The 25,453-nt window shown below is 71.9% G+C and carries 23 protein-coding genes; 13 read left to right on the top strand and 10 right to left on the bottom strand.

Going from position 1 to position 25,453, the window contains the following annotated elements:
* Positions 1–99 precede the first annotated feature (99 nt).
* Together ACZ4NB_RS00850 and ACZ4NB_RS00845 are read left to right on the top strand one after the other, a co-directional pair.
* The gene (locus ACZ4NB_RS00850) at positions 100–1,167 is read left to right on the top strand and encodes a methyltransferase (RefSeq protein ID WP_467657411.1); all 1,068 of its coding nucleotides are present in this window, start codon (positions 100–102) and stop codon (positions 1,165–1,167) included.
* A 193-nt stretch (positions 1,168–1,360) separates the two neighbouring features.
* Complete coding sequence (locus ACZ4NB_RS00845; protein WP_467657410.1) at positions 1,361–1,666, top strand: hypothetical protein; 306 nt, start codon at positions 1,361–1,363, stop codon at positions 1,664–1,666.
* Between the two features lie 120 nt (positions 1,667–1,786).
* On the opposite strand, the gene ACZ4NB_RS00840 is transcribed toward ACZ4NB_RS00845, so the two are convergent.
* Positions 1,787–2,959 (bottom strand): NAD(P)/FAD-dependent oxidoreductase, encoded by a 1,173-nt coding sequence (locus ACZ4NB_RS00840; RefSeq protein ID WP_467657408.1) that lies wholly within the window; start codon positions 2,957–2,959, stop codon positions 1,787–1,789.
* Positions 2,956–3,276: a bifunctional 3-phenylpropionate/cinnamic acid dioxygenase ferredoxin subunit gene (locus tag ACZ4NB_RS00835; RefSeq protein ID WP_467657407.1), complete on the bottom strand. Its 321-nt coding sequence runs from the start codon at positions 3,274–3,276 to the stop codon at positions 2,956–2,958. Before ACZ4NB_RS00835 ends, ACZ4NB_RS00840 begins: the two co-directional genes overlap by 4 nt.
* Before the next feature lie 168 nt (positions 3,277–3,444).
* Between ACZ4NB_RS00835 and ACZ4NB_RS00830 the strand changes: the two genes are divergently transcribed.
* From ACZ4NB_RS00830 to ACZ4NB_RS00795, 8 genes are all read left to right on the top strand, one after another.
* Positions 3,445–4,248: an IclR family transcriptional regulator gene (locus ACZ4NB_RS00830; protein ID WP_467657406.1), complete on the top strand. Its 804-nt coding sequence runs from the start codon at positions 3,445–3,447 to the stop codon at positions 4,246–4,248.
* Positions 4,249–4,435: 187 nt separating this feature from the next.
* The gene (locus ACZ4NB_RS00825; RefSeq protein ID WP_467657405.1) at positions 4,436–5,521 is read left to right on the top strand and encodes an S-(hydroxymethyl)mycothiol dehydrogenase; all 1,086 of its coding nucleotides are present in this window, start codon (positions 4,436–4,438) and stop codon (positions 5,519–5,521) included.
* 73 nt (positions 5,522–5,594) lie between these two features.
* Positions 5,595–8,036: a GcvT family protein gene (locus tag ACZ4NB_RS00820; RefSeq protein ID WP_467657404.1), complete on the top strand. Its 2,442-nt coding sequence runs from the start codon at positions 5,595–5,597 to the stop codon at positions 8,034–8,036.
* A 78-nt stretch (positions 8,037–8,114) separates the two neighbouring features.
* The gene (gene solA / locus ACZ4NB_RS00815) at positions 8,115–9,302 is read left to right on the top strand and encodes an N-methyl-L-tryptophan oxidase (RefSeq protein WP_467657403.1); all 1,188 of its coding nucleotides are present in this window, start codon (positions 8,115–8,117) and stop codon (positions 9,300–9,302) included.
* An 11-nt stretch (positions 9,303–9,313) separates the two neighbouring features.
* The gene (locus ACZ4NB_RS00810; protein ID WP_467657402.1) at positions 9,314–10,486 is read left to right on the top strand and encodes an aromatic ring-hydroxylating oxygenase subunit alpha; all 1,173 of its coding nucleotides are present in this window, start codon (positions 9,314–9,316) and stop codon (positions 10,484–10,486) included.
* A gap of 123 nt (positions 10,487–10,609) precedes the next feature.
* A complete protein-coding gene (locus ACZ4NB_RS00805; protein WP_467657400.1) occupies positions 10,610–11,794 on the top strand; it encodes a hypothetical protein in 1,185 nt (394 codons plus the stop codon).
* A 153-nt stretch (positions 11,795–11,947) separates the two neighbouring features.
* Positions 11,948–12,325, top strand: a complete 378-nt coding sequence (locus tag ACZ4NB_RS00800; RefSeq protein ID WP_467657399.1) for an ArsR/SmtB family transcription factor — start codon at positions 11,948–11,950, stop codon at positions 12,323–12,325.
* 103 nt (positions 12,326–12,428) lie between these two features.
* Positions 12,429–13,055: a GntR family transcriptional regulator gene (locus tag ACZ4NB_RS00795; RefSeq protein ID WP_467657398.1), complete on the top strand. Its 627-nt coding sequence runs from the start codon at positions 12,429–12,431 to the stop codon at positions 13,053–13,055.
* A gap of 37 nt (positions 13,056–13,092) precedes the next feature.
* On the opposite strand, the gene ACZ4NB_RS00790 is transcribed toward ACZ4NB_RS00795, so the two are convergent.
* From ACZ4NB_RS00790 to ACZ4NB_RS00760, 7 genes are all read right to left on the bottom strand, one after another.
* Positions 13,093–13,887, bottom strand: coding sequence for a carbon-nitrogen hydrolase family protein (locus ACZ4NB_RS00790; RefSeq protein WP_467657396.1), 795 nt, complete (start codon positions 13,885–13,887; stop codon positions 13,093–13,095).
* A gap of 118 nt (positions 13,888–14,005) precedes the next feature.
* Positions 14,006–15,415, bottom strand: a complete 1,410-nt coding sequence (gene aspA / locus ACZ4NB_RS00785; protein ID WP_467657395.1) for an aspartate ammonia-lyase — start codon at positions 15,413–15,415, stop codon at positions 14,006–14,008.
* A gap of 85 nt (positions 15,416–15,500) precedes the next feature.
* The gene (locus tag ACZ4NB_RS00780; protein WP_467657393.1) at positions 15,501–16,547 is read right to left on the bottom strand and encodes an asparaginase; all 1,047 of its coding nucleotides are present in this window, start codon (positions 16,545–16,547) and stop codon (positions 15,501–15,503) included.
* A gap of 25 nt (positions 16,548–16,572) precedes the next feature.
* Positions 16,573–18,063, bottom strand: a complete 1,491-nt coding sequence (locus ACZ4NB_RS00775; protein ID WP_467657392.1) for an amino acid permease — start codon at positions 18,061–18,063, stop codon at positions 16,573–16,575.
* Positions 18,064–18,136: 73 nt separating this feature from the next.
* Positions 18,137–18,874 (bottom strand): FadR/GntR family transcriptional regulator, encoded by a 738-nt coding sequence (locus ACZ4NB_RS00770; protein ID WP_467657391.1) that lies wholly within the window; start codon positions 18,872–18,874, stop codon positions 18,137–18,139.
* A gap of 111 nt (positions 18,875–18,985) precedes the next feature.
* Positions 18,986–19,678 (bottom strand): response regulator, encoded by a 693-nt coding sequence (locus ACZ4NB_RS00765; RefSeq protein WP_467657389.1) that lies wholly within the window; start codon positions 19,676–19,678, stop codon positions 18,986–18,988.
* The gene (locus tag ACZ4NB_RS00760; protein WP_467657387.1) at positions 19,675–21,351 is read right to left on the bottom strand and encodes a sensor histidine kinase; all 1,677 of its coding nucleotides are present in this window, start codon (positions 21,349–21,351) and stop codon (positions 19,675–19,677) included. Before ACZ4NB_RS00760 ends, ACZ4NB_RS00765 begins: the two co-directional genes overlap by 4 nt.
* A gap of 224 nt (positions 21,352–21,575) precedes the next feature.
* Here ACZ4NB_RS00760 and ACZ4NB_RS00755 point away from each other — a divergent pair, with 224 nt between their 5' ends.
* The 3 genes from ACZ4NB_RS00755 to ACZ4NB_RS00745 are packed head-to-tail and all read left to right on the top strand — an operon-like array spanning position 21,576 to position 24,336.
* Positions 21,576–22,391, top strand: coding sequence for an ABC transporter ATP-binding protein (locus ACZ4NB_RS00755; protein WP_467657386.1), 816 nt, complete (start codon positions 21,576–21,578; stop codon positions 22,389–22,391).
* Positions 22,381–23,256, top strand: coding sequence for an ABC transporter permease (locus ACZ4NB_RS00750; RefSeq protein ID WP_467657385.1), 876 nt, complete (start codon positions 22,381–22,383; stop codon positions 23,254–23,256). Before ACZ4NB_RS00755 ends, ACZ4NB_RS00750 begins: the two co-directional genes overlap by 11 nt.
* Before the next feature lie 45 nt (positions 23,257–23,301).
* A complete protein-coding gene (locus ACZ4NB_RS00745) occupies positions 23,302–24,336 on the top strand; it encodes an ABC transporter substrate-binding protein (RefSeq protein ID WP_467657384.1) in 1,035 nt (344 codons plus the stop codon).
* Between the two features lie 28 nt (positions 24,337–24,364).
* Here ACZ4NB_RS00745 and ACZ4NB_RS00740 read toward each other — a convergent pair whose 3' ends face one another.
* On the bottom strand, positions 24,365–25,429 hold the full coding sequence (locus tag ACZ4NB_RS00740) for a trypsin-like serine peptidase (protein ID WP_467657383.1): 1,065 nt from the start codon (positions 25,427–25,429) through the stop codon (positions 24,365–24,367).
* Between the last annotated feature and the right edge of the window lie 24 nt (positions 25,430–25,453).

The raw sequence follows: 25,453 nt of genomic DNA, 5'->3' as shown, positions 1-25,453 counted from the left end.
GATTAGCCGGCCTTGAGTGTCATCTGAGCACGCCGGCCGAGGGTCGAGGCGATCGGCGGCCACCGGGTCGTCGGTGTCGTTCCGACCGCGGAGGGGTGGATGAAGATCATCAGGACCGAGCCGACCACGACGACGAACGGGGCCGACAGGGGCGTTCCGGTGCCCATGACCGTACTGCGCGAGCTCTCCCTCAGCTCCGCCGGTGCGGCCGCGCTGCGTGTGGCCGCCCGCATCGGCATCGCTGACGTGCTGGGCGAAGCACCGGCCCCCACTGGTGTGTTGGCCGCCGCGCTCAAGGTCGACCCGGAGATCCTGGAGCGGCTGCTGCGCACGCTGAAGTGCTACGGCATCTTCACCGAGACCGCAGAGGGGCACTCGCACACGCCCGCGTCGCGGTTGCTGCGCGAGGACCACCCGGAGAGCCTGAAGTTCTGGGTGCTGTGGGTGACCGAGCCATGGACCTGGGAGCTGTGGCCGCACTTGGAGGAGGCGGTGCGCACCGGCAAGGGGCACTTCGAGGAGCGGTACGGGACGGACTTCTTCACGCATCTGCACCGTGAGTGGCCCGAGTCGACCGAGGTGTTCAACAAGTCCCAGACGGAGCTGAGCCGCCTTGCCTCGGACGCGGTCGCCGAGCGGCTCGACCTGCGGGGCGTAGGAACCCTGGCGGACATCGGCGGCGGCCGCGGCTACACCCTGGCGACGCTCCTGGAGAACAACCCGGACCTGAAGGGCACGCTCGTCGATCTGCCCGCCGCCGTGGCCGAGCCCGATCCGCGGCTGCGCCCCGGGGGTTCGCTGGCATCGCGCGCGCAGGTCATGGCGGGCGACTGCCTCAAGGAGATCCCGGTGGAGGCCGATGTCTACCTCTTCAAGAGCATCCTCGAATGGGGCGACGACAAGACAGTGACCGCGCTGCGCAATGCCGCGCGCGCCGGGCGGCCCGGCAGCCGGATCGTGGTGATCACGAACCTCGTGGACGACAGCCCGGAGATCAAGTACGCCACCGGCATCGACCTGCTGTTCCTGCTCAACACGGACGGCAGGCGGCACACGAAGAAGGGCGTGACCGCGCTCGTCGAGCGGGCCGGACTGCGGCTCGAAGGCGTGGGACCCATCAACTCGCACCTGCACGCGATCGAGGCGTCGATCCCGTCAGGGAGCTGAGCGCTCCTTCTCCTCCAGTACTCGGCGTACTCCCTGTGCACCTCGTGAGCACTCCGTCCTCTTGAGTGCTCCTTGAGTGCGCCACGGAACGATGCATGGCGCAAGGCGTGCGGCCGCCGGGCGACAGCCGCCGGCGGGCCGGCACGCACTGATCTCACCCCAAGTTCCAGAGGCGAAAATGATCATCCATACCTTGGTCTTCTCTTTCTCCGACTCGATGCCCGAGGCGGAGCGGAACCAGTTCTTTTCCGAAATGGACGAGGTCATCCTCGGATCCGGCCTGGCCGAGAAGATCGACCACAAGCCGCACCTGCGGCTGCCGGACGACGACTACGCTCCCGTCTTCGTCTCCAGCGCGATCTCGGAAATCAGCTGCAAGGACCTTCCCACCCTGCAGAAGCTCACGGAGTACGGCAAGCTCGGCGAGTTTCGCGAGAAGTGGCAGCAGAAGTACCCGTACAAGGTGGTCTGGGTGAACCACGAGAGGCTGACGGTCTGAGTTCGTAGGTTCGCCGGTCGTCCGGTTCGAAACGGAGGCGCTTCCGCCACGGCGGAGGCGCCTCGGTCTGTGCTCCGCACGGGCGAAGTCGAGGTGGTGGTGCAGGATCCGGGCGGGAGGTCAGGCGGTGGCCGGCTGGGCGGCGCGGGCGAGTTCGCGGCGGTGGCGCATGAAGGGGCGGGGCCGGTTGAGCGCGAGGACGGCGGTGCGGCGTCCGTCGGGGCGTTCGTAGCAGGCCAGGAAGCTGCGGTCGTCGGGGGAGCCTTCGAGGACGCGCGGGGTGTCGGTGGGGCCCGGCCGGCCGGCGAACTGGATGCGTACGCCGTACTGGTCGGACCAGAAGTAGGGCAGCGCGCGGTGGGTGGCGACGGTGCTGCCGGCCAGCAGGTTCCGGGCGGCCACCGCGGCCTGCTCGGTCGCGCTGGTCCAGTGTTCGGCGCGGGTGCCGGCCACCCTGGCGACATCGCCGACGGCCACGACGTTGGGGAGCGGGGTGGCACAGCCGGCGTCGCAGCGCACGCCGTCGTCGAGCGGCAGCCCGGAGCCGGCGAGCCAGTCGGTGTTCGGGCGTACGCCGATGCCGGTGACCACGACCTCGGCGGGCAGCAGCCGGCCGTCGGAGAGCTCGACCGCGGTGACCCGCCGGTCGGTGCCGCCGCCGTGCAGGCGGGCGACGCCGGTGCCGGTGAGGAGGGTGACGCCGTGGTCGGCGTGCAGGGCGGAGCAGATCCGGGCCATCTCGTCGCCGAGTGGGCCGCGGAGGGGGAGCGGCGCGGCCTCGACGACGGTGACGTGGTGGCCGAGGGCGGCGCAGGAGGAGGCGACCTCGGCGCCGATGAAGCCGGCGCCGATCACCACGACCCTGACCGGGCCCCGGAGTAGGTCCGCGCGCAGCGCCTGGGCGTCGTCGAGGGTGCGCAGGGTGTGGGCCCCGCCGGGCGCGGGCCCGGCGAGGCGGCGGGGGGCGGCGCCGGTGGCGATGACCACGCCGTCGGCGCTCAGGGTCCGGTCGCCGTCGAGCAGCACCGCGCCCGCGGCGGTGTCGAGCCCGACGGCCCGGGTGCCCAGCAGCCATTCGGCGTCGAGTTCGGCGATCTCCTCGGCGTCGGCCAGGGCCAGTTGCTCCGGTCCGGCCGAGCCGGTCAGGAAGTCCTTGGACAGCGGCGGCCGGTCGTAGGGGCGGTGCCGCTCGTCCCCGACGATCACCAGGCGGCCCTCGAACCCCTGGGCGCGCAGGGCCCGCGCGGTGTACAGCCCCGCCAGCGAGGCCCCGATGACAGCGACCGAGTTCATGCGGCGGTGCCCTCCTCGGCGGCGTGGTGGACGTAGATCATGCCGTGCTCGACGGTGACGGGGTGGGTGCGGACCGCCCGGCGTGCGGGCAGGCAGGTGGGCGCTCCGGTGCGGAGATCGAATGAAGCGGCGTGCAGCGGGCATTCGACCAGACACCCCTCCAGCCAGCCGTCCGCGAGCGAGGCGTCCTGGTGGGTGCAGGTGTCGTCGATGGCGTACAGCTGCCCGTCGGCGTTGAAGACGGCGATCGGAGGTGCGGTGTCGATGCGTACGGACTCGCCTGCGGGCAGGTCGGCGAGGTGGCAGACAGGAATCACAGGACCCCCCTGTTACTGTTCGGTATCATCGAGTTTCGCGTTGCGCACGATGAAGCGCTATGCGCAACAGAATCCAGACGGGGAGCGGATGCGTCAAGCGATCCCCGGAAACACCGAGCGCACAGAATCGGACCCGCGAGCGGGTTGCCAGGTGGTGAGATCCGACAGATGACGGACAACGTGGAGGGACGGGCGGAGGGCAGGCCGCCGAAGGGGCCCGCGAGCGCCGTGCAGTCCGTGGACCGGGCGGTGAGCGTCCTGGAGATCCTCGCGCGGCTGGGCGAGGCCGGGGTGACCGAGGTCGCCGACGAGCTGGGTGTGCACAAGTCGACCGCGTTCCGGCTGCTCGGCGTGCTGGAGAACCGCGGGCTGGTGGGGCAGGAGCAGGAGCGCGGCAAGTACTACCTCGGCTCCGGTGTGCTGCGGCTGGCCGGTGCGGCGGCCGTACGGCTGGACATCTCCCAGGAGGGTGCGGCGGTCTGCAAGCAGCTGGCCGACGAGCTGGGGGAGACGGTCAACATCGCGGTGCTGGAGAGCGATGCCGCGGTCAACATCATGCAGGCACGCGGCCCGGCCTCGGTCACCGCGCAGAACTGGCTCGGCCGGCGTACGCCGCTGCACGCCACCTCCAGCGGCAAGGCGCTGCTGGCGTACCAGCCCGCGCCGGTCCAGGAGGCCGTCCTGGGGCGGAAGTTGCCGCGGCTCACGGAGCGGACGGTCACCTCGGCCGCCGAGCTGCGCCGGCAGCTCGGGGAGGTCGTCGAGCGGGGGTTCGCGGTGGCGGTCGAGGAGCTGGAGCTCGGGCTGCGCGCGGTCGCGGCGCCGGTGCGGGCGCACGACGGCTCGGTGATCGGGGCGATCAGCGTCTCGGTGCCCGCCTACCGGCTGGACGAGGAGCGGCTGCCCCAGGTCGTCAAGGGCACCGTCTCCGCGGCCGAGGAGCTCTCCCGGCGGATGGGGTACGCCTGTTGAGCGGCTGACGGGTACGGGTGCGTGGGCGGGGCCGGAGCGGTTGCTCCGGCCCCGCGGCCGTGTCCGGACGCGTCACAGGTCTTTTGCCGACAGCTGGCCCGCACCCCTTGACGGTGCCGAGGCGGCGTTCCCACTATGTCTCTCATCGCGCAACCAGTCGTGCAGTGCGCAACACTGAGGGGTAGGCATGCCACACGAAGTCCATGCCGTCGTCGCGGCGAAACACGGCGCACCGGTCGAGCTGCAGACGATCCTGGTGCCGGATCCCGGCCCGGGCGAGGTGCTCGTCGCCGTACAGGCATGCGGTGTCTGCCACACCGATCTGCACTACCGGGACGGCGCGATCAACGACGCGTTCCCCTTCCTGCTCGGCCATGAGGCGGCCGGCGTCATCGAGTCGGTCGGCCCCGGCGTCACCGAACTCTCCCCGGGCGACTACGTCGTACTCGCCTGGCGGGCCCCCTGCGGCAGCTGCCGGTCCTGCCGCCGCGGCCGGCCCTGGTACTGCTTCGACTCCCGCAACGCCGCCCAGTCGATGACCCTGCTGGACGGCACCCCGCTCAGCCCCGCGCTCGGCATCGGCGCGTTCGCCGAGAAGACGCTGGTCGCGGCCGGGCAGGCGGTGAAGGTCGATCCGTCGGCGCGCCCCGAGGCGGCCGGGCTGATCGGCTGCGGGGTGATGGCGGGGTACGGCGCGGCCGTGCACACCGGGGCCGTCGGCAGCGGTGACACCGTCGCCGTCATCGGCTGCGGCGGGGTCGGCAACGCCGCGATCGCCGGCGCCTCGATCGCCGGGGCGCGCCGGGTCATCGCGATCGACATCGACGAGCGGAAGCTCGACGGCGCCACCCGCTTCGGGGCCACCCACACCGTCAACTCCCGTGGTACGGACGCCATCGAGGCGGTACGGCAGCTCACCGGCGGCAACGGCGCCGATGTCGTCATCGACGCGGTCGGCCGCCCCGAGACCTTCACCCAGGGCTTCTACCTGCGCGATCTGGCCGGGACCCTGGTCCTGGTCGGCGTCCCCGACCCCGACATGCGCATCGAGCTGCCGCTCATCGACCTCTTCTCGCGCGGTGGCGCGCTGAAGTCCTCCTGGTACGGCGACTGCCTGCCCAGCCGGGACTTCCCCCTCCTGATCGACCGCTACCTCAGCGGACGGCTCGACCTCGAAGGGTTCGTCACCGAGACGATCGGCCTGGACGAGGTGGAGTCCGCCTTCGACAAGATGCGCGACGGCCAGGTGCTGCGCTCCGTCGTGGTCCTGTAGCGGCGCGGCACCCCACCGATCCGGTAACGGCACAGCACCCCCGTCGACCACCCCGACCAGCAGGAGGAGGGGCATGTCCCGTACGCCCGCCAACAGTTCCCGTGTGGTTGTCATCGGCGCCGGCATCGTCGGCTGCTCCCTCGCCGATGAGCTGACCGCCCGCGGCTGGACCGACGTCACCGTCCTCGAACAGGGCCCGCTGCCGGCCCCCGGCGGCTCCACCTCGCACGCCCCGGGGCTGGTCTTCCAGACCAGCCCCTCCAAGACCATGACCGAGTTCGCCGCCTACACCGTGCAGAAGTTCGGCTCCCTGGAAGTCGACGGACTGCCCTGCTTCCACCCCGTCGGCGGCCTGGAGGTCGCCACCACCGAAGCCCGCTGGGCCGATCTGCACCGCAAGGCCGGACTCGCCGCCTCCTGGGGCGTGCGCGGGGAACTGCTCACGCCGCGGCAGTGCAAGCAGCTCTGGCCGATGCTCGACGAGACCAGGCTCCACGGCGGCTTCCACACCCCCGACGACGGGCTGGCCCGCGCGCTTCCCGCCTGCCGCGCCCAGATGGAGCGGGCCGCGCGGCACGGCGCCCGCTTCCTGGCACGGCACACCGTCACCGGCATCGAGCGGGAAGACGGCCGGGTCACCGGCGTGCGCACCGACCGGGGCACCTTCCCCGCCGACCATGTCGTCTCGGCCGCCGGTTTCTGGGGCCCGGTGATCGGCGCGATGGCCGGGGTGGACGTGCCCCTGCTCCCGCTCGCCCACCAGTACGCCAGGACCGCACCGCTCCCCGAACTCGCGGGCGCCAACGACCCCCGCACCGAGGCGAGCCGGCCGATCCTGCGCTTCCAGGACCGCGATCTGTACTTCCGCGAGCACACCGACCGCCTCGGCATCGGCTCCTACGCCCACCGCCCGATGCCCGTCGACCCCTTCACCGTCCCCGCCTTCGACGAGGCCGACGTCATGCCGTCGTCGCTGCCCTTCACCGAGGACGACTTCGCGCCGAGCTGGCAGGACAGCGTCACCCTGTTGCCCGCGCTGGGCGCCTCCCGGGTGGCCGAGGGCTTCAACGGGGTCTTCTCCTTCACCCCCGACGGCATGCCGGTCCTCGGCGAATCCCGCGAACTGCGCGGATTCTGGCTCGCCGAGGCGGTCTGGGTCACCCACTCCGCGGGCGTCGCCAAGGCCGTCGCCGAATGGATGACGGACGGCCGCCCCGCCACCGACATCCACGAGTGCGACCTCTCCCGCTTCGAGGACGCCCAGCGCTCACCCGCGTACATCGCCGAGCGCGGCGCACAGAACTTCGTCGAGGTGTACGACGTCATCCACCCGCTCCAGCCGATGGAGCGGCCCAGGCCGCTGCGCACCAGCCCCTTCCACGCCCGCCAGCAGCAGCTCGGCGCGTACTTCCTCGAAAGCGGCGGCTGGGAGCGCCCCCACTGGTACGAGGCCAACGCCCCGCTCGCCGAGGGGCTCCGGCTCCCCGAGCGCGACGCCTGGTCCGCCCGCTACTGGTCGCCGATCGCCGCCGCCGAGGCGCAGACGACCCGCGAGAAGGTCGCGCTGTACGACATGACCCCGCTGCGCAGGCTGGAGGTCACCGGCCCGGGCGCGCTGGACTTCCTGCACCGTATGACCACCAACAACCTCCGCAAGAAGCCCGGCGCGGTCACCTACACCCTGCTCCTGGACGAGACCGGCGGCATCCGCTCCGACCTCACCGTCGCCCGCCTGGCCCCCGACCGCTTCCAGGTCGGCGCCAACTCCCCGGCCGACCTGGACTGGCTGCTGCGGCACGCGCCGGACGGAGTCCAGATCCGCGACATCACCTCCGGCACCTGCTGCATCGGCGTGTGGGGTCCGCTCGCCCGCGACCTCGTCCGGCCGCTGACCCGCGACGACTTCTCCCACGAGGGCTTCGGCTACTTCCGCGCCAAGCACACCCACCTCGGCCATGTCCCGGTGACGGCGATGCGCCTGTCGTACGTCGGTGAGCTGGGCTGGGAGCTGTACACCACCGCCGACCTGGGACTGCGGCTCTGGGACACGCTGTGGGAGGCGGGCCGGGACCTCGGCGTGATCGCGGCCGGCCGCTCGGCCTTCAACAGCCTGCGCCTGGAGAAGGGCTACCGCGCCTGGGGCGCCGATATGACCGCCGAGCACGATCCGTACGAGGCGGGGGTCGGCTTCGCGGTCCGGGCGGACAAGGAGTTCGTGGGCCGGGCCGCCCTCGACGCGAACCGGCCCCTCACCCGCAAGCTGACCGCGCTGCTGCTCGACGACCCGGCCGCCAACGTCCTGGGCAAGGAGCCGGTGTACCTCGACGGTGCGCCCGCGGGCTATGTGACCAGCGCCTCGTACGGCTACACGCTGGGCCGCTGCGTCGCCTACGCCTGGCTGCCGCCGCTCGCCACCGGCACCGGTGTGCACATCGAGTACTTCGGCGAGAAGGTCCCGGCGACCGTCGCCGAGGAGCCGCTCTTCGACCCGGAGATGACCCGAATCCGCCGCTAAGGGCCAGCCCTTAGGGCCCGTCCGGTGCACCGGACGGGCCCGCACACCTCAGACACGCCAGACACGCAGGAGGCCACTGTGTCCCCCACGTACGACGTCATCGTCCTCGGGCTCGGCGGCATGGGCAGCGCCGCGGCCCACCACCTCGCCGCCCGCGGGGCACGGGTCCTGGGCCTGGAGAAGTTCGGACCGGTGCACCACCGCGGCTCCAGCCACGGAGGTTCGCGCATCACCCGCCAGTCCTACTTCGAGGACCCGGCCTACGTACCGCTGCTGCTGCGCTCGTACGAGCTGTACGACAAGCTGGAGCGGGACACCGGCCGCGAGATCGCCACCCTCTGCGGCGGGGTGATGGTCGGCCGCCCCGACAGCCGCACCGTCAGCGGCAGTCTGCAGTCCGCCCGGCAGTGGGACCTGCCGCACGAGATGCTCGACGCCAAGGAGATCCGCCGCCGCTTCCCCACCCTCACCCCCGCCGACGACGAGGTCGCGCTGTACGAGGCGCGGGCCGGGCTCGTCCGGCCGGAGTACACCGTCGCCGCCCATGTCCAACTCGCCACGCAGGACGGCGCCGAGCTGCACTTCGAGGAGCCGGCCACCCGCTGGGAGGAGCTTCCGGGCGGCGCCGGTGTCCGCGTCCACACTCCCGAAGACACCTACACCGCAGGGCAGTTGGTGATCTGCCCGGGCGCCTGGGCGCCCGCGCTCCTCGCGGACCTGGGCGTGCCGTTCACCATCGAACGGCAGATCATGTACTGGTTCGCACCCGACGGCGGCACCGCGCCGTTCGTCCCCGAGCGGCATCCGATCTACATCTGGGAGGACGCGCGGGGCGTCCAGATCTACGGCTTCCCGTCGATCGACGGCCCCGACGGCGGCGCCAAGGTCGCCTTCTTCCGCAAGGGCACCGTCTGCACCCCCGAGACCATCGAACGCACCGTGCACGACCACGAGGTACGCGCCATGGCCGACCAGCTCGCCCCGCGGATCCCGGCCCTGCCCGGCCGCTTCCTCAAGGCCGCCACCTGCATGTACTCCAACACCCCCGACGAGCACTTCGTGATCACCCGGCATCCCGCGCACCCGGATACGGTGACCGTCGCCTGCGGCTTCTCCGGGCACGGCTTCAAGTTCGTACCGGTGGTCGGTGAGATCGTCGCCGATCTCGCGCTGACCGGCGCCACCGCGCACCCCATCGAGCTGTTCGACCCTGCCCGCCGCTTCGCCGGGGAGACCCCCGGCCGACCCGCCGCCGCGGCCGTTTGAGGAGAGCACCCATGACGACCACACCCACCGAGTCCGTGCCGGCGGCGCCCGCCGGGCCCGCGACCGGCGTCGCCCCGAGCCTGATCACCACCCTCGCCGGCCACTACTACACCGACCCCGAGATCTTCCGCCAGGAGCAGGAGAAGATCTTCGAACGCCTGTGGTTCTGCGCGGTACGCAGCGCCGACCTGGGCAGGCCCGGCGCCTTCCGCACGGTGCGGGTCGGCCGGGAGAGCGTACTGATCACCCGCAACCGCGCCGGCGAGCTGCGCGCCTTCCTCAACGTCTGCCGCCACCGCGGCGCGCAGCTGTGCACCGAGGAGTCCGGCGAGGTCCGCCGCAACCTCCAGTGCCCCTACCACGCCTGGACCTACGACCTCGACGGGCGCCTGATCGCGGCCCCCAACCTGCAGAAGATGCCGGACATCGACCGCACCGAGCGCGGCCTGGTCACCGTCCCGCTCCGCGAGTGGCTCGGCTACGCCTGGGTGTGCCTGGCCGACGACCCGCCGTCCTTCGAGGACACCGTGATCGGTGCGGCCGTCGAGCGGCTGGGGGACCCGGCCGCCATCGACCGCTACCGCACCGAGGGTCTCGCCCTCGGCCGGCGCATCGGCTACGACGTGCGCGCCAACTGGAAGCTGATCATCGAGAACTTCATGGAGTGCTACCACTGCGCCACCATCCACCCCGAACTCACCGACGTCCTCCCGGAGTTCGCCGACGGCTTCGCCGCCCAGTACTACGTCGGCCACGGCGCGGAGTTCGCCGACGAGGCCGCGGGGTTCACCGTCGACGGCAGCGCGGGCTTCGACCGGCTGCCCGGTATCGAGGACGTCCAGGACCGCCGCTACTACGCGATCACCGTCCGGCCGCAGGTGTTCGTCAACCTCGTCCCCGACCACGTCATCGTCCACCGGATGTTCCCCACGGCCCCCGACCGCACCCTCGTCGAGTGCGACTGGCTGTATCTGCCCGAGGTCGTCGACTCCGGCGCGGACGTCTCCCGGTCCGTCGAGCTCTTCCACCGGGTCAACACCCAGGACTTCGACGCCTGCGAGCGCACCCAGCCCGCCATGCACTCCCGGGCCTACCGCGCCGGCGGGGTGCTGGTGCCCAGTGAGCACCACATCGGCGCCTTCCACCGCTGGGTCACCGACCGCCTGGAGGGGGAGCATGGCTGAGCTGTCCATCGACGGCCGCCGACCGCCCGCGCTCAGAGCCCTCATTGCCGAACTCGTGCCAGGACGCATCGGACAGGTCCTAAAACGCCGGGCCGTGTCAGAGGCACCGGATACGGTGCGTATGTGCAGATCAACGGGGCTGGGGACGAAAGGCCGGGGACCGCGCTGCTTCTGGCGGCCGCCCCCGCAGGCAAGGGCGCGCTCGTGGATACGAGCAGGGTGGTTCCCGCGCTGGCGGCCATAGCACCGGCCACCTGGACCGGCATCGCGGCGACCACTCTCATCGAGCTGGCCGACCCCGCTGACCCGCAGGCCGTACTGACCCGCATCCGGGGCGCCGCCGCCACCGAGGGCCCGCTGACGGTTGCGCTCGTCGGCCAGCTGCAACTCGACCGCCGGCAACAGCAGATCCATTTCGCGCTCGCCCGGACCATGCCCGCGACGGTCCGCTACACCGCCCTGCCATGGGCCTGGCTCGTCCGGACGCTGCAGCAGCGCCGCCCCGACACCACCACTGTCTACGCCGACCTGGTGGCCGACGCCGAAGTCTGGCACCTGCTCAAGGACCAGCCGCTGCCCTTCGGCGGCGCACGCGCGTACGGCGTCATCTCCCCGCCACCGAGCCGCCGCCGGACCATCCAGCCCCGCTACGCGCAGGCCCTGGCCCAGATCATGCGCAGCGGCCACCGCCCCCGCGACGAGCAGCTGCACCACGAGGTCCTCCGCCGCGTCGACATCACCGAGGGCGCCCTCGTCGTCGGCCCCGAGCCCCCCGCAGCACCCCCGCCTCCCTCTCCGCCTCCCTCCCCGCCGCAGCAGGCGCAGAGGGCCGTCTCGCCGGTCGATGTACCCCACGAAGCCGTGGCGCCCGTGGAGGCCGACCCGCACGAAAGGATCGTCGCCGCCTCAAAAGCGGGCCGTCATGACGAGGCGGCCGAGCTGGCGGCCGCCGCTGAACGACACGCGGTGCAGACGTACGGGGCGAACACCTTCGCCGGCGTCCATTGGGTCGAGGTCCGGGCCTTCCTCGCCACGGTTGCCCAGGACCCCGGCACCAGCTGCCAGTTGTGGCTGCAGGCCGCCGAGACCCGTCTCGACGTCCTGCAACAGGCCCCCGAAGCCCACGATGTCGAGACCGCCGTCGACAGAGCACACCACCAGTGGACGCAGCTGCGCGACGCCTCCGCAGCACGCGCGTTCGCGCCCCGGCTCCTCGCCCTGCGCCACCGAGTACCGGGCCGTCAACCCGGCGCGCTCGACTCCATCCAAAGGGCGCTGGAGCGGCTCAACAGCATGCCGGGACAGTGACCGAGGGGCTTGAGCGGCGCCGCGGCCGACATCGCCGGGGCGCGGCAGCGGGCATCGCAGATCGATCCTTCACGGGGGAGGGGCAACCAGCGGCTCCAGGGCCGTACGGGAATGGATGAAGGGGTGTTCATCATTCGTCGCTAGGATGGCTCCATGGGCCACGGAATGGACAACCGCAGCACCACCCGCGAACGCCTGGACGCCGTCGGGGCCGCCGATGTCGCCGCGACACTCCAGGCCCTGTCCACGCCCTCCCGGCTGCGTATCCTCGCCCGCCTCCAGGAGAGTCCCTGTGCGGTCGGCGATCTCGCCGCCGCCGTCGGCATGGAGCAGTCCGCCTGCTCCCACCAGCTCCGGCTGCTGCGCAACCTCGGTCTGGTCACCGGCGAGCGCAACGGTCGTTCGATCGTCTACGCGCTTTACGACCACCATGTCGCCGAGCTGCTCGACCAGGCGCTCTTCCATGTGGAGCATCTGCGCCTGGGGCTGCGTGACGCTCCATCAGAAGCACCCGACGCGGTGCGCCGCTGACGGGCACCCGCCGTGTAGCCTGCACATACCACGCGCATTTCCCATACAGCTCGTATGCCGTGCCGTCGATGTGCGTGGATCTTCACGAGTGGGGGAGCGGGCGATGCAGTCGGGGCGCGAGAAGGCCTACGCGTATCTCAAGGACAGCGTGCTGAGCGACCCGGAGATGCAGGACCGCTTCCTGTCCGAGCAGGAGATCGCCGACCGGATCGGCGTCTCGCGCACCCCCATCCGCGAGGCCCTGCTGCTGCTCGCCGCCGAGGATCTGGTGCGGCTGGTCCCCAAGCGCGGGGCGCATATCGCCCCGCTGTCCGGCCGGGAGATCGCCGAACTGATCGAGATGCGCGGCCTGATCGAGCGCTTCGCCGCCGAGCGTACGACGGCCGAGGGCACCGTGCCCGTCGAGGAGTTGACCGGCATCCTCGCCCGGCAGGACGCCCTGTGCGGCGCCGGCAGCGTCCAGGAGTTCCTCGCCGCCGAACTGCGCTTCCACGCCGCCCTGGTCGCCGCCGCCGGCAACGCGCTGATGAGCCGTCAGTACACCGCCCTGCGCAGCCGCCAGGCCAGGGCCGGCGCGATCCCGCTCTACCGCTCCGACCAGCGCCGGCACGAGGTCCTCGCCGAACACCGGGGGATCCTCGACGGGCTGGCCGCCGGCGACGCCGCGGCCGCCTGCGCGGCCATCGACCGCCACCTCCAGGCGACCCAGCGCATCCTGCTGGCCGCCTGACCGGCCGCCGCCGCACGGGGCGCTGGAGCGGCGGGCGCTACAGCCGGCGGTTGTCCAGCACGGCCACGGCCCGCCGCACCCGCTCGGTCTCCTCGATGTCCGCGTCGGCGACCAGCAGTTCCGGCGCGCTGCCCGCCTGGGCGCGTACCGTCCCGTCGGGGCCGACCAGCACGCTGTGCCCGACGCCGGTCGGCGCCTTGGTGTGCTCCTCCGGATCGGCCGCCGGGTCCGGGGCGGCCTGGCCGACGGCCGCCAGCCACACCGTCGCGTCCAGGGCGCGGGCCCGCACCAGCAGGTCCCACTGCGCGCGCTTGCCCGGTCCCGCGCCCCAGGCGGCGGGCAGCACCGACACCGTCGCCCCGGCGTCGGCGTGGGCCCGGAAGAGCTCCGGGAACCGCAGGTCGTAGCAGGTCGCCAGGCCCACCCGGACCCCGTCGACGTCGATGGTGACCACGCGGTCGCCCGCGGCGACCGTGTCGGACTCCCGGAACCCGAAGGCGTCATAGAGGTGGATCTTGTCGTAGGACTCCTCGACATCGGGCCCGGTGGCCAGCAGGGTGTTGGCGACCCGCCCGTCGGGCGCCGGGGTGAACATGCCGACCACCACCGTCACCCCCGTCTCACGGGCGACCGAGCGCACGCCCTCCGCCCACGGTCCGTCCAGCGGCTCGGCCACCGGCCCGAGCGGCACCCCGAACCGCGCCATGGAGGCTTCGGGGAGTACCGCCAGCCGCGCCCCCTCGCGGGCCGCCCGGCGCACCTGGTCCGCCACGGCCGCGAGATTCTCCTTCGGGTCAATCGATGCCGTCATCTGGCACAGCGCGATACGCATGCGGTCCCTCTTCCCTCGTGCTTCCCTCGTGCTTCCCTTGTGCCCATCCTGCCTGAGCCGCGTACGGAAACGGCCCGGCCCCGCGAGTGCGGGCCGGGCCGTCGGGGCACCGGAGGGGTTACCGGGTCCCCGTACCGGCGACCTCCTCGGGACGCAGCAGGGCCGCGAGCCGCTCCGCCGGGAGCAGCCCCTGCTCCAGGACCAGTTCGGCGACCCCGCGCCCGGTGGCGAGGGCTTCCTTGGCGATCGCGGTGGCGGCGGTGTAGCCGATGTGCGGGTTGAGGGCGGTGACCAGCCCGATGGAGTTCTCCACGCTCGCGCGCAGCGTCTCGGTGTTGGCGGTGATGCCCACCACGCAGCGCTCGGCGAGGGTGCGGCAGGCGGCGCCGAGGTGGGTGATGCTCTCCGAGAGGGAGTGCAGGATGATCGGCTCGAACGCGTTGAGCTGGAGCTGGCCCGCCTCGGCGGCCATGGTGATGGTGACGTCGTTGCCGATGACCTCGAAGGCGACCTGGTTGACGACCTCCGGAATCACCGGGTTGACCTTGCCGGGCATGATGCTCGAACCGGCCTGCACCGGCGGGAGGTTGATCTCCGCGAGGCCGGCACGCGGGCCGGAGGACAGCAGCCGCAGATCGTTGCAGCTCTTGGAGAGCTTGACCGCGATGCGCTTGAGGACGCCGGAGAGGTGGACGAACGCCCCGCAGTCCTGCGTCGCCTCGACGAGGTTGGCGGCGGTGACCAGCGGCAGGCCGGTCAGCGCGGCCAGGTGGTCGCGGGCCGCCGCGGCGTAGCCCTTGGGCGCGTTGAGCCCGGTGCCGATGGCGGTGGCCCCGAGATTGATCTCGTGGACGAGCAGTACGGCCTCGGCCAGCCGGCTCTGGTCCTCCTCCAGCATCACCGCGTACGCCGAGAACTCCTGGCCCAGCGTCATCGGCACCGCGTCCTGGAGCTGGGTGCGGCCCATCTTCAGGACGTCGCGGAACTCCTCGGCCTTGGCGGCGAATGCCTCGCGCAGCACGGTCATCGCGTCGAGCAGCTCCCGTACGGCGCTGATCGTGGCGACGTTCACCGCGGTCGGGTAGACGTCGTTGGTCGACTGGCTGAGGTTGACGTGCTCGTTGGGGTGCAGATGGCGGTAGTCGCCCTTGTCGTGGCCCAGGATCTCCAGGGCCCGGTTGGCGATCACCTCGTTGGCGTTCATGTTCGTCGAGGTGCCGGCGCCGCCCTGGATGACGTCGACGATGAACTGGTCGTGCAGCCGGCCGTCGGCCCGGATCTCGCGGCAGGCGGCGGTGATGGCGTCGGCCCGCTCCGCGTCGAGCAGTCCGAGGTCCTGGTTGGCGCGGGCGGCGGCCTCCTTGACGGCGGCGAGCGCGTTGATCAGGTGCGGGTAGGCGGAGATCGGCGTACCGGTGATGGGGAAGTTCTCCACGGCGCGCAGGGTGTGCACGCCCCAGTACGCGTCGGCGGGTATCTCGCGGTCGCCGAGCAGATCGTGTTCGCGGCGGTGGGCGGCGGCGGTCATGGTGCGGGTGGTCCTTTGCGAGGTGGGTCGGCGACGGGCGCCGTGCGGGGTGAGTGGGCGCGGCCCAGGGAGAGGTGACGTGGCGTCAGGGGCGGGTGGGGTGGATGTCGGCGGCCGGCGGGGCGAGCGCGCCCGCCGCCCGGAGCGCCCCGACCGGGGCGCCGCCACCGATGACCGGTGTGGTGGCGAAGGCGGCGAGGACCTCGGGATCGACCCCGCAGCGGGCCAGGGCCGCGGCGGTCACCGGCATCCGGGCGCGGTCGGCGCCGTCGGCGATCTTCACACCGACGGCCCGGCCGTCCGGCAGCGCCGCGATCTGCACGCCCTCGAAGCCGTCCTTGGCGAGCAGCCCCGGAACGGCCCGCACCAGCCGGGCGACGTCCCGTGTGCTGCCGGAGACCATCTCGGGGTGCTCGCGCATGGCGTGCGCGACCCGCCCCTCGTCGGTGCCGGCAGCGGCGGTCGCGAGCCGGGCGGCGGCCCGGGTCAGCCCGTGCAGCGAGACGGCGAACAGCGGCGCGCCGCAGCCGTCGACGGTGACGCGGGCGATGCCCTGGCCGGTGAGGTCCTCGACGGTCGCGGCGATCTCCGCCTGCAGCGGGTGCCCCGGGTCGAGGTAGTCCGCCGGCGGCCAGCCCCGGGTTCGGGCCGTCAGCAGCATGGCGGCGTGCTTGCCCGAGCAGTTCTGGGCGAGCCGGGTGGGGCCAAGGCCCCGCCCGATCCACTCGTCCCGTACGGCGCTCCCGTACGGCAGGTCGGGGACGTTGCGCAGATCGTCCTCGGTCAGCCCGGCGGTGGTGAGGATGCGCCGGGCGGTGGCCAGGTGCCGCTCCTCGCCGGAGTGGCTGGCCGCGACCAGCGCCAGCGCCTCGTCGTCCAGGGGTGGCAGCCCCGCGCGCAGCAGGCCGACCGCCTGGACCGGCTTGAGCGCCGAGCGCGGGTAGAAGGCGGCCTCGATGTCGCCCGCCTGGAACACCACGCTCCCGTCGGCCGCCAGGACCACCACCGATCCGTGGTGGACGCCCTCGACGATGCCGCCGCGCACCACATGGGCGACGGGAGCGTGGGCCGGTTCGCGGACCTCGGGCGGTGCCTGGGGAACGCGGCGCGGCAGGGTGGTGCTCTGCATCATGATCTTTCTCGGTGCTTTCGGTGCTCTAGGTGTTGTCGGTGGGGTGGCCGCCCGCGGCGTTCTCCCGCTCGGCCGCAGCCCGTACGGCCCCGACCCGGCCCCGTACCAGGAACCAGCCGCCGACCAGCGCGGCCACGATCAGGGGGAGGGAGAGGATGGTGGTCCGGCCGGCGCCGCCGTCGGCCCACATCAGGACCAGGACCAGGGCGAGGAAGACCAGGGTGACGCTCTCGGTCCACGGGGAGCCGGGGAGCCGGTAGCCGGGGCGGACGAGCTGCCCGGCCTGCGCCTTCCGCCAGAAGAGCAGATGGCAGAGCATGATCATGGCCCAGGTGCTGAGGATGCCGATCGCCGCGAAGTTCAGCACGATCTCGAACGCCTCGCTGGGCACGACGTAGTTCAGCCCCACGCCCAGCACGCAGACCCCCGACGTGAGCAGGATGCCGCCGTAGGGGACATGGCTGCGGCTCATCACGCCGGTGAACCGCGGCGCGGATCCGGACATCGCCATCGAGCGCAGAATGCGACCGGTGGAGTAGAGGCCGGAGTTGAGGCTGGACATCGCGGCGGTGAGCACCACCAGGTTCATCACACCGCCGGCCGCGGGCACCCCCACGTGGGACAGCACGGTCACGAAGGGGGACTCGTCGGCCGAGTACGCGTTCCAGGGCAGCAGCATCGTCAGCAGGACCACCGAGCCGACGTAGAACAGGCCCACCCGCCACATGATGGAGTTGATCGCCTTGGGCATGACCTTCTCCGGCTCCGCCGTCTCACCCGCCGTGACACCGACCAGCTCGACCGAGGCGTAGGCGAAGACGACGCCCTGGACGACCAGCAGCATCGCCAGCGTCCCGGTGGGGAAGACCCCGCCGTTGTCGGTGATCAGGGAGGGGCCGGGGGAGTGGCCCGCGACCGGGTGCTGGGTGACCAGCAGGAAGATGCCGATCAGCATGAAGACGACCAGCGCGCCGACCTTGACGATCGCGAACCAGAACTCCAGCTCACCGAAGATCTTCACGGAGATCAGGTTCACGGCCAGGACGACCGCGAGCGCGATCAGGGCGATCACCCACTGCGGGATGTCGGAGAACATGCCCCAGTAGTGGGTGTAGGTCGCCACCGCCGTGATGTCGGCGATGCCGGTGGTGGCCCAGTTCAGGAAGTACATCCAGCCCGCGACGAACGCCCCCTTCTCGCCGAGGAACTCCCGGGCGTAGGAGACGAAGGCGCCCGAGGACGGCCGGTGCAGCACCAGCTCTCCCAGTGCGCGGACCACGAGGAAGGCGAAGACGCCGCAGACCGCGTACGCCACGGCCAGCGAGGGCCCGGCGCCGGCCAGTCGGCCGCCCGCGCCGAGGAACAGCCCGGTGCCGATCGCGCCGCCGATGGCGATCATGTTGACGTGCCGGGACTTCAGCGCCTTGCTGTAGCCGGCGTCTCCCGCGTCGACGTGCTGCGGCGCGGGCCGCTGCTCGGGCTGCCGGTCCGCCGTCCGGAGGTGCTGCTCGCTCATGCCGGGACCTCGCTTCGCTCGGCCTCGGCTGCGCACGGCGCGCACCTTGGCATGGTGATCTCGCTGCGATGGCTCACGCGTGATCCTCATTTCCTGTGGAGGGGCTCGTACGGTCGGGCGGCCGCACGATGGTGGTCAGCGTCGACTCGACGCGTGCGAGGTGGTGCTCCATGGCCTCGGCCGCATCGTGCTCGGACTGGTCGATCAGGGCCTCGACGATCGCCCGGTGCTCCCGGTTCGCCTGCTCGCGCCGACCGCCGAGCTCGTTGAGGAAGGCCGACTGCCGGGCCAGCGCGTCGCGGATCTCCTCGATCACCCGCCGGAAGACCGGGTTGCGGGCCGCCTGGGCGATGGCGAGGTGGAAGAGGGTGTCCATGGCGACCCAGGCGGTGGTGTCGGTCTCCCGCTCCATCCGCTCCAGCAGGTGACCGAGCTGGTCGAGGTCCTCCGGGGTGCGGCGCACCGCCGCGTACCCGGCCACGGGGATCTCCACATGCCGCCGCACTTCGAGGAGGTCGCTGGCCGCGTAGTCGCCGAAGGTGGGGTCGGCGACCGCGCCGTCGGAGACGACGAAGGTGCCCTTGCCGGTACGCGACACGGTCAGCCCCATCGTCTGGAGCGCCCGCAGGGCCTCGCGGAGCACGGGTCTGCTCACTTCCAGGCGACGGCAGAGCTCTGCTTCCGAGGGGAGCTTGTCCCCGACCGCGTAGTCGCCCCGTTCGATGGCGCCGCGCAGATGGTTCAGTACCGCTTCCATCGCACTGACCCGCCGGGGCAGATCGCCAGCTGTCTGGCTGTCTGACAGGTTCACCCCGGGATCGTCGATTCCGGTGGGGGGCGCTGTCAAGAGGTGTGACGGTCCTCGTGGAATTTCGGCCCGGCAGGTACGTCGCCCCTGGTCACAGTCGGCGACCCGGCGGTGTCACTGCGCGTCCGCCCACTGGTAGCGGTGCTCGGGCCGACCGGTGTCGCCGTACTTGAGCGTGAGGGCGATATGGCCGCTGCGTTCCAGATGCTTGAGGTAGCGCTGGGCGGTGGAGCGGCTGACGCCGGAGCGCTCGGCGACCTCGTGCGCGGACAGCGGGCGCCCGGCCTCGTCCAGGACGCGCCGCACCAGGTCGACGGTGGCCGCCGAGTGGCCTTTGGGCAGCTCGGTGTGCGGGGAGCCGGCGGTCCGGAAGGCACCGAAGATCCGGTCGACCTGCTCCTGGCCGGCCTCGCCGCGGCCGCCCACCCCCTCGACCGTGCGGCGCAGCGCGGCATAGCCGTCGAGCTTGGCCCGCAGTCCGGAGAAGCCGAAGGGCTTGACGAGGTACTGCAGCGCACCGGAGCGCATGGCGTCCTGGATGGTGTGCACATCGCGGGCCGCCGTCACCATGATCACGTCCGCGCGGTGGCCCAGCTGCCGCAGCCGCCGCACCAGGGCCAGGCCCGTCTCGTCCGGGAGGTAGTGATCGAGCAGCACCAGGTCGACCCGGGTGCGCTCCAAGGCGGCCAGCGCCTGGGCGGCGGTGTGGGCGCGGCCGGCCACGCGGAAGCCGGGCACCTGGGAGACGTACGCGGCGTTGATCTCGGCGACATGGAAGTCGTCGTCGACGACCAGGACATCGATCATCGTGCCGCTCCGATCGCCGTGGCGCTGCGCCCGTCGCCGTTCAGCGCCGGGGCGAGCGCGTCGGGCAGGACGACGGTGAACACCGCACCGCCGCCCGCGCGGGCGGTCACCCGGGCCATGCCGCCGTGGCGCTCGGCGAGCCGGCGCACCAGCGCCAGGCCGATGCCCCGGCCGCGGTGGAAGGGCACCGGCCCCCGGGCGGCTCGGTCGCCCCCGGCCGGCACCGCGGCCTTCGTGGACCACCCCTCGGCGAAGATCCGCTCGCGCAGCTCGGGGGGCACCCCCGGCCCGGTGTCCGAGACCCGCAGCACGGCCGTGGTGCCCTCGCAGCGCAGCTCCACCTCGACGAACGGCTGCTCGCGGCGGCGCCCGGCGGTGGCGTCCAGCGCGTTGTCGAGGAGATTGCCCAGTACGGTCACCAGGTCGCGGGGGTCGACGACCGCGTCGGGCAGCAGCGTGGCGGACGACACCCGCAGCGACACCCCGCGCTCGGCCGCGATGGCGGCCTTGCCGACCAGCAGCGCCGACAGCAGCGGGTCGTGCACCCGCTCGGCGATCTGCTCGGCGGAGGCCCGGTGCGCGCCGGTCACTTCGGCGACGAACTCCACCGCCTTGTCGTGCCGGCCCAGTTCCAGCAGTCCGCGGACCGTGTGCAGCTGGTTGGCGTGCTCGTGGTCCTGGGCCCGCAGCGCGTCCAACAGCCCCTGGGTGCTGTCCAGTTCACGGCCCAGCAGCTCCAGCTCGGTGCGGTCCCGCAGCGTCACCACGGCCCCGCCGTCCCGCGTCGGCACCCGGTTCGCGATCAGCACCCGCCCGCCGCACACGGCCAGCAGATCCTTCCCGTCCACGCGTCCGGCCAGCACATCCGCCGTCCGGCCCGGTGGCAGCACCTCTTCCAGCGCCCGTCCCGCGGCCCCCGCACCGATCCCGAGCAGCCGCCCGGCCTCGTCGTTGACCAGCCGGATCCGGCCCCGCCGGTCGAAGGCCACCACGCCCTCGCGGATGCTGTGCAGCATCGCCTCGCGCTCGTCGAGCAGTGCGGAGATATCGGCGAACGCCACCCCGTGCGTACGGCGGCGCAGCCGGCGGGAGAGGGCGACCGCGGCCAGCACGCCGACGGCCAGGGCCGTACCGGCGTACCGCAGCACGGTGGGGATGGTGCCCAGCAGCCGGCCGCGGACGCTGTCGTAGGCGATGCCGACCGAGACCGCGCCGACGATCCGGCCGCGGGAGTCGCGCAGCGGCACCTTGGCGCGGGCCGAACGCCCCAGCGTCCCGGTGTCGATCTGCCGCACCTCCCGACCGGCGAGGGTGCGGCTGGGGTCGGTGGAGACATGCCGGCCGATCTCGGCGGTGCGGGTGTGCGACCAGCGCACCCCGCGGGTGTCCATCACCACGACGTACAGCGCGCCGGTCGCCCTGCGGATCCGCTCCGCCTCCGCCTGCACCGGCCCGCGGGCGTCCGGCTCGGTGGCGACGAGCCGGGCTGCGAGAGCCGGATCGGCGGCCGCGGTCTGGGCGATGGACAGCGCCCGCCGCATCGCCTGGTCGTCCAGCTCGGAGCTGAGCGGGGCGAGGAACAGGCTGGTGGCGAGCACCAGCACGCCGGTGGTGAGGGCCACCTGTGCCGTCAGCACCTGCGCGAAGACGCGCCGGGGCCAGTGGATCCGCATGGCTCTCCCTCGTCTCGGGCCCTCCGCACCCGCGCGGAACCGACGCCCTCTTCTTACGCCGCCGAGTCCGCGACGTAAGCCGTTCGTGAGCAACTGTGCACCCCCTGTATCGCGGTTGTCGTTTCTAGCGTGAGCAAAACGAGCACAACAGGGTTTGCGCGCAGAAAGGCAGCTTGTGCCCACAAGGCGGACTGTGGTCCGGATCACTCCTAGCCTGCCGGGCCATGAGCAGCCACACGAGCCCCGCTATCGAACTGCGGGGAACGAGCAAGACGTTCCGGACTCCGTCGGGGGCGCCGCACACCGCCGTCCGGGATCTGGACCTGGTCGTCGAGCGCGGTGAGTTCGTCGCCGTGGTCGGCCCCACGGGGTGCGGCAAATCCACCACCCTGACCCTGATCAGCGGGCTGGAGGAGCCCACCGAGGGCGAGGTGCTGGTCGCCGGTGAGCCGGTCCGCGGCATCGGCGAGAAGATCGGGTTCGTCTTCCAGCAGGACGCCGTCTTCCCCTGGCGCACCGTGCTGTCGAATGTGATGGCCGGCCCCCGTTTCCGCGGCGTACCCAAGTCCGAGGCCCGGAAGCGGGCGCGCGAATGGCTCGCCCGGGTCGGTCTGGCGGCCTTCGAGGACCGCTATCCGCATCAGCTCTCCGGAGGTCAGCGCAAACGGGTCGCGCTCGCCGCGACCTTCGTCAACGACCCCGAACTCCTGCTCATGGACGAGCCGTTCTCCGCACTCGACGTGCAGACCCGGGCGCTGATGTCGGACGAACTCCTGGAGTTGTGGTCGGGGACCGGCGCCTCCGTCGTGTTCGTCACCCACGACCTGGAGGAGTCGATCGCGCTGGCCGACAAGGTCGTGGTGATGACCGCCGGCCCGGCGACCGTCAAGGAGGTCTTCGAGGTGGATCTGCCGCGCCCCCGCCAGGTCGAGTCGGTGCGGCTGGAGCCGCGGTTCATCGAGATCTACCGGGAGATCTGGTCCTCGCTCGGCGAAGAGGTCCGGATCACCCGCGAGAGGGGTGCCGCCGATGCCGCCTGAGACCGTCCCCGCGCGACGCGTCGGGGTGACCACGTCCCGTGCGGGAGCGGACCGTTCGCGGGAGCGGGCGCGCACCGCACGCAACCACCGGCTGCTGGTCCACGGCGCGCGGGTGCTGCTGCTCGTCGGGCTGATCGCACTGTGGGAGTGGCTGGCCCGGGCCGCCGTGATCGATCCCTTCAACTTCTCGATGCCGTCGAAGATCTGGGACCAGATGACCCAGTGGGCGCTGCACGGCACCCCGCAGGGCTCGTTGTGGGAGCAGGTCTGGTACACGCTCTACGAAGCGCTGCTCGGCTGGGTCATCGGGGTGGCGGGCGGGGTGGTGCTGGGCATCGCGCTCGGCCGGATCCGCTTCCTCGCCGATGTCCTCGGGCCCTACATCAAGGTGCTCAACGCGCTGCCGCGGATCGTGCTCGCCCCCATCTTCCTCATCTGGTTCGGTCTGGGACCGGCCTCCAAGGTCGCCTCCGCCGTGGTCCTGGTCTTCTTCCCGGTCTTCTTCAACGCCTTCCAGGGCGCCCGGGAGGTGGACCGCAACCTCGTCGCCAACGCCCGGATCCTCGGCGCGAGCAGCCGCCAGGTCACGCTGCGGGTCGTGATCCCCTCCGCCACCTCGTGGATCTTCACCAGCCTGCACGTCAGCTTCGGCTTCGCGCTGATCGGCGCGATCGTCGGCGAGTACATCGGCGCGACCAAGGGCCTCGGCCTGCTGGTCTCGGCGTCGCAGGGCACCTTCAACGCGGCCGGCGTCTACGCGGCCATGGTGATCCTGGCCGTCGTCGCGCTGCTCGCCGAAGGGCTGCTGGCCTTCCTCGAACGGCGGCTCTTCCGCTGGAAGCCGGCCGACGCCGCCGACCGCTGAACTCCCCGCCTGCCACCGCACCCTCCTTCCCTTAAGGACGCCACCATGCGTACGCACCGCAAGCTCCCGGCCGCCGCGGCCGCCGCCCTGCTCGCCCTGACCACCCTCACCGCGTGCGGCGGCGCGACGACCTCCGCCGCCGACGGCGGGAACGGCAAGATCAAGATCATGGTGGGAGGTCTCGACAAGGTCATCTATCTGCCCGCCAGACTCACCCAGCAACTGGGCTACTTCGAGGACGAGGGCGTCCACGTCACCCTGCTCACCGAACCGGCCGGTGTGCAGGCCACCACCTCGCTCGTCTCCGGCGACGTCCAGGGCGTCGTCGGCTTCTACGACCACACCCTCGATCTGCAGGTCAAGGGCAAGCAGGTGGAGTCGGTGGTGCAGCTCGCGCACGCCCCCGGAGAGGTCGAGGTGGTCTCGAACCAGGCGGCCGCCGACCTCACCTCGCCCAAGGACTTCAAGGGCAAGAAGCTCGGGGTCACCGGCCTGGGGTCGTCCACCGACTTCCTGACCAAGTACCTCGCGGTCAAGAACGGCGTGCGGACGGACGAGTTCACGCCGGTCGCGGTCGGCGCCGGCCAGACCTTCCTCTCCGCCATCCGGCAGGGCTCCGTCCAGGGCGGGATGACGACCGATCCGACGGCCGCGCAGATCGTCGACAAGAAGCTCGGCAAGGTCCTCATCGACATGCGCACCCCCGAGGGCTCGAAGGAGGCGCTCGGCGGCCCGTACCCCTCCTCCAGCCTCTACATGAGCACCGACTGGGTGAACGGCCACAAGAAGGAGGTGCAGAAGCTCACCAACGCCCTGGTGCGGACCCTCAAGTGGATGTCCACGCACACCCCCGAGCAGATCGCCGCGAAGATGCCGTCCGACTACGCCCAGGGCGGCAAGCGGCTCTACGTCCAGGCGATCAGGGACACCCTGCCGATGTTCACCAAGGACGGGGTGATGCCGGCCGACGGCCCGGCCACCGTCGAGCGGGTGCTGAAGTCCTTCAACCCCAACCTCAAGAACGCCACGGTGGATCTGAGGAAGACCTACACCACCGAGTTCGTCAAGAAGGCGGGCTGACCGGCCGGCGGCAGGCGGCCGCCCCCGGTCAGACGAAGTTGATCTCCGCCCGGCCCAGCAGCGGATCGTCGACCAGCTGCCACAGCGGTACCGCGAAGTTGCCGAAGCCGTAGCGGCCGCCGAAGTGCAGGCCCAGTACGCGGTGGTCGGTGAGGTCGATGACCGGGGAGCCGCTGTTGCCGCCCAGTGTGGAGCAGTCGTGCTGGATGACGTTCCGGTCCGGCACCAGCTCGGTCGCGGTGCCGGGCTGGAGCCGTTTGACGTTGTAGATGTCCATGAAGATCCGGCGCATCGACTCCGGTTCGTTGCGCCGGCCGTCGTACGCCGGATAGCCCACGCAGTACACCGGACGCCCGGGCAGATCGCCGGGCGCGTCGGCGGCCACCGCCAGGGGAGAGGGCAGCGCGCCGCCGCCGTCCGGCGGCGCGACCCGCAGCAGCGCCAGATCGACGTCCTCGTGGATGCCCAGGATCTCCACGACGTCGAAGGAGGGACCGCCGCCGGGCTCGGCGCCGCCGTACTCCTCGCCCATGTCGACATTGACGCTGACGCCCGGCTGGAAGGTCCAGCCGGCGCCGCCGCCGCGGGCGAACTCCGCCGCCACATGACGGTTCGTCAGCACCACCTCCGGGCCGACCAGGAACGCCGTGCCGAGCCAGTCCAGGCTGATGTGCCCGGTCAGCTCGACCCGCCCCACCCGGGCCAGCGACTCCCGGATCGCCGCCCGGTGCCCGTCGAGCACCGCCCAGTCGCCCTGCTGCGGTGCGAAGTCGTGGTTCTGGACGAGGATGGCGGGCCGGCCCTCCAGCAGCACGATGGCCTCCATGCCGAAGGACTCGTCGTCGCTGATCTCGTCGTCGCGTCCCTCGGCGAGCTTCTCCAGACCGCTGACGCCCGCCGACAGCACCCGGGTCCGCTCCTGCTGGGCGAACTGGGAGATCTGCCCGGCCGGCAGCTCGTCCGCCGGAAGCTCCTCCAGGGACTCGGGGATCTCCCAGGACAGCCCCTCCCGCACCCGCGCTGCGACCTCCCGCAGGTCCGAGAAGACCCGCTCGGGTCCCGCCGCGACCGGTGATCTGCTCCCTCTGTGCATCGTGCCCTCCTTGGACTGTGGCCC

It is taken from the genome of Streptomyces sp. NPDC026575 (assembly GCF_055567415.1).
The sequence above is the reverse complement of the archived record's forward strand: the minus strand, read 5'-3'. Positions and strand labels throughout refer to the sequence as shown.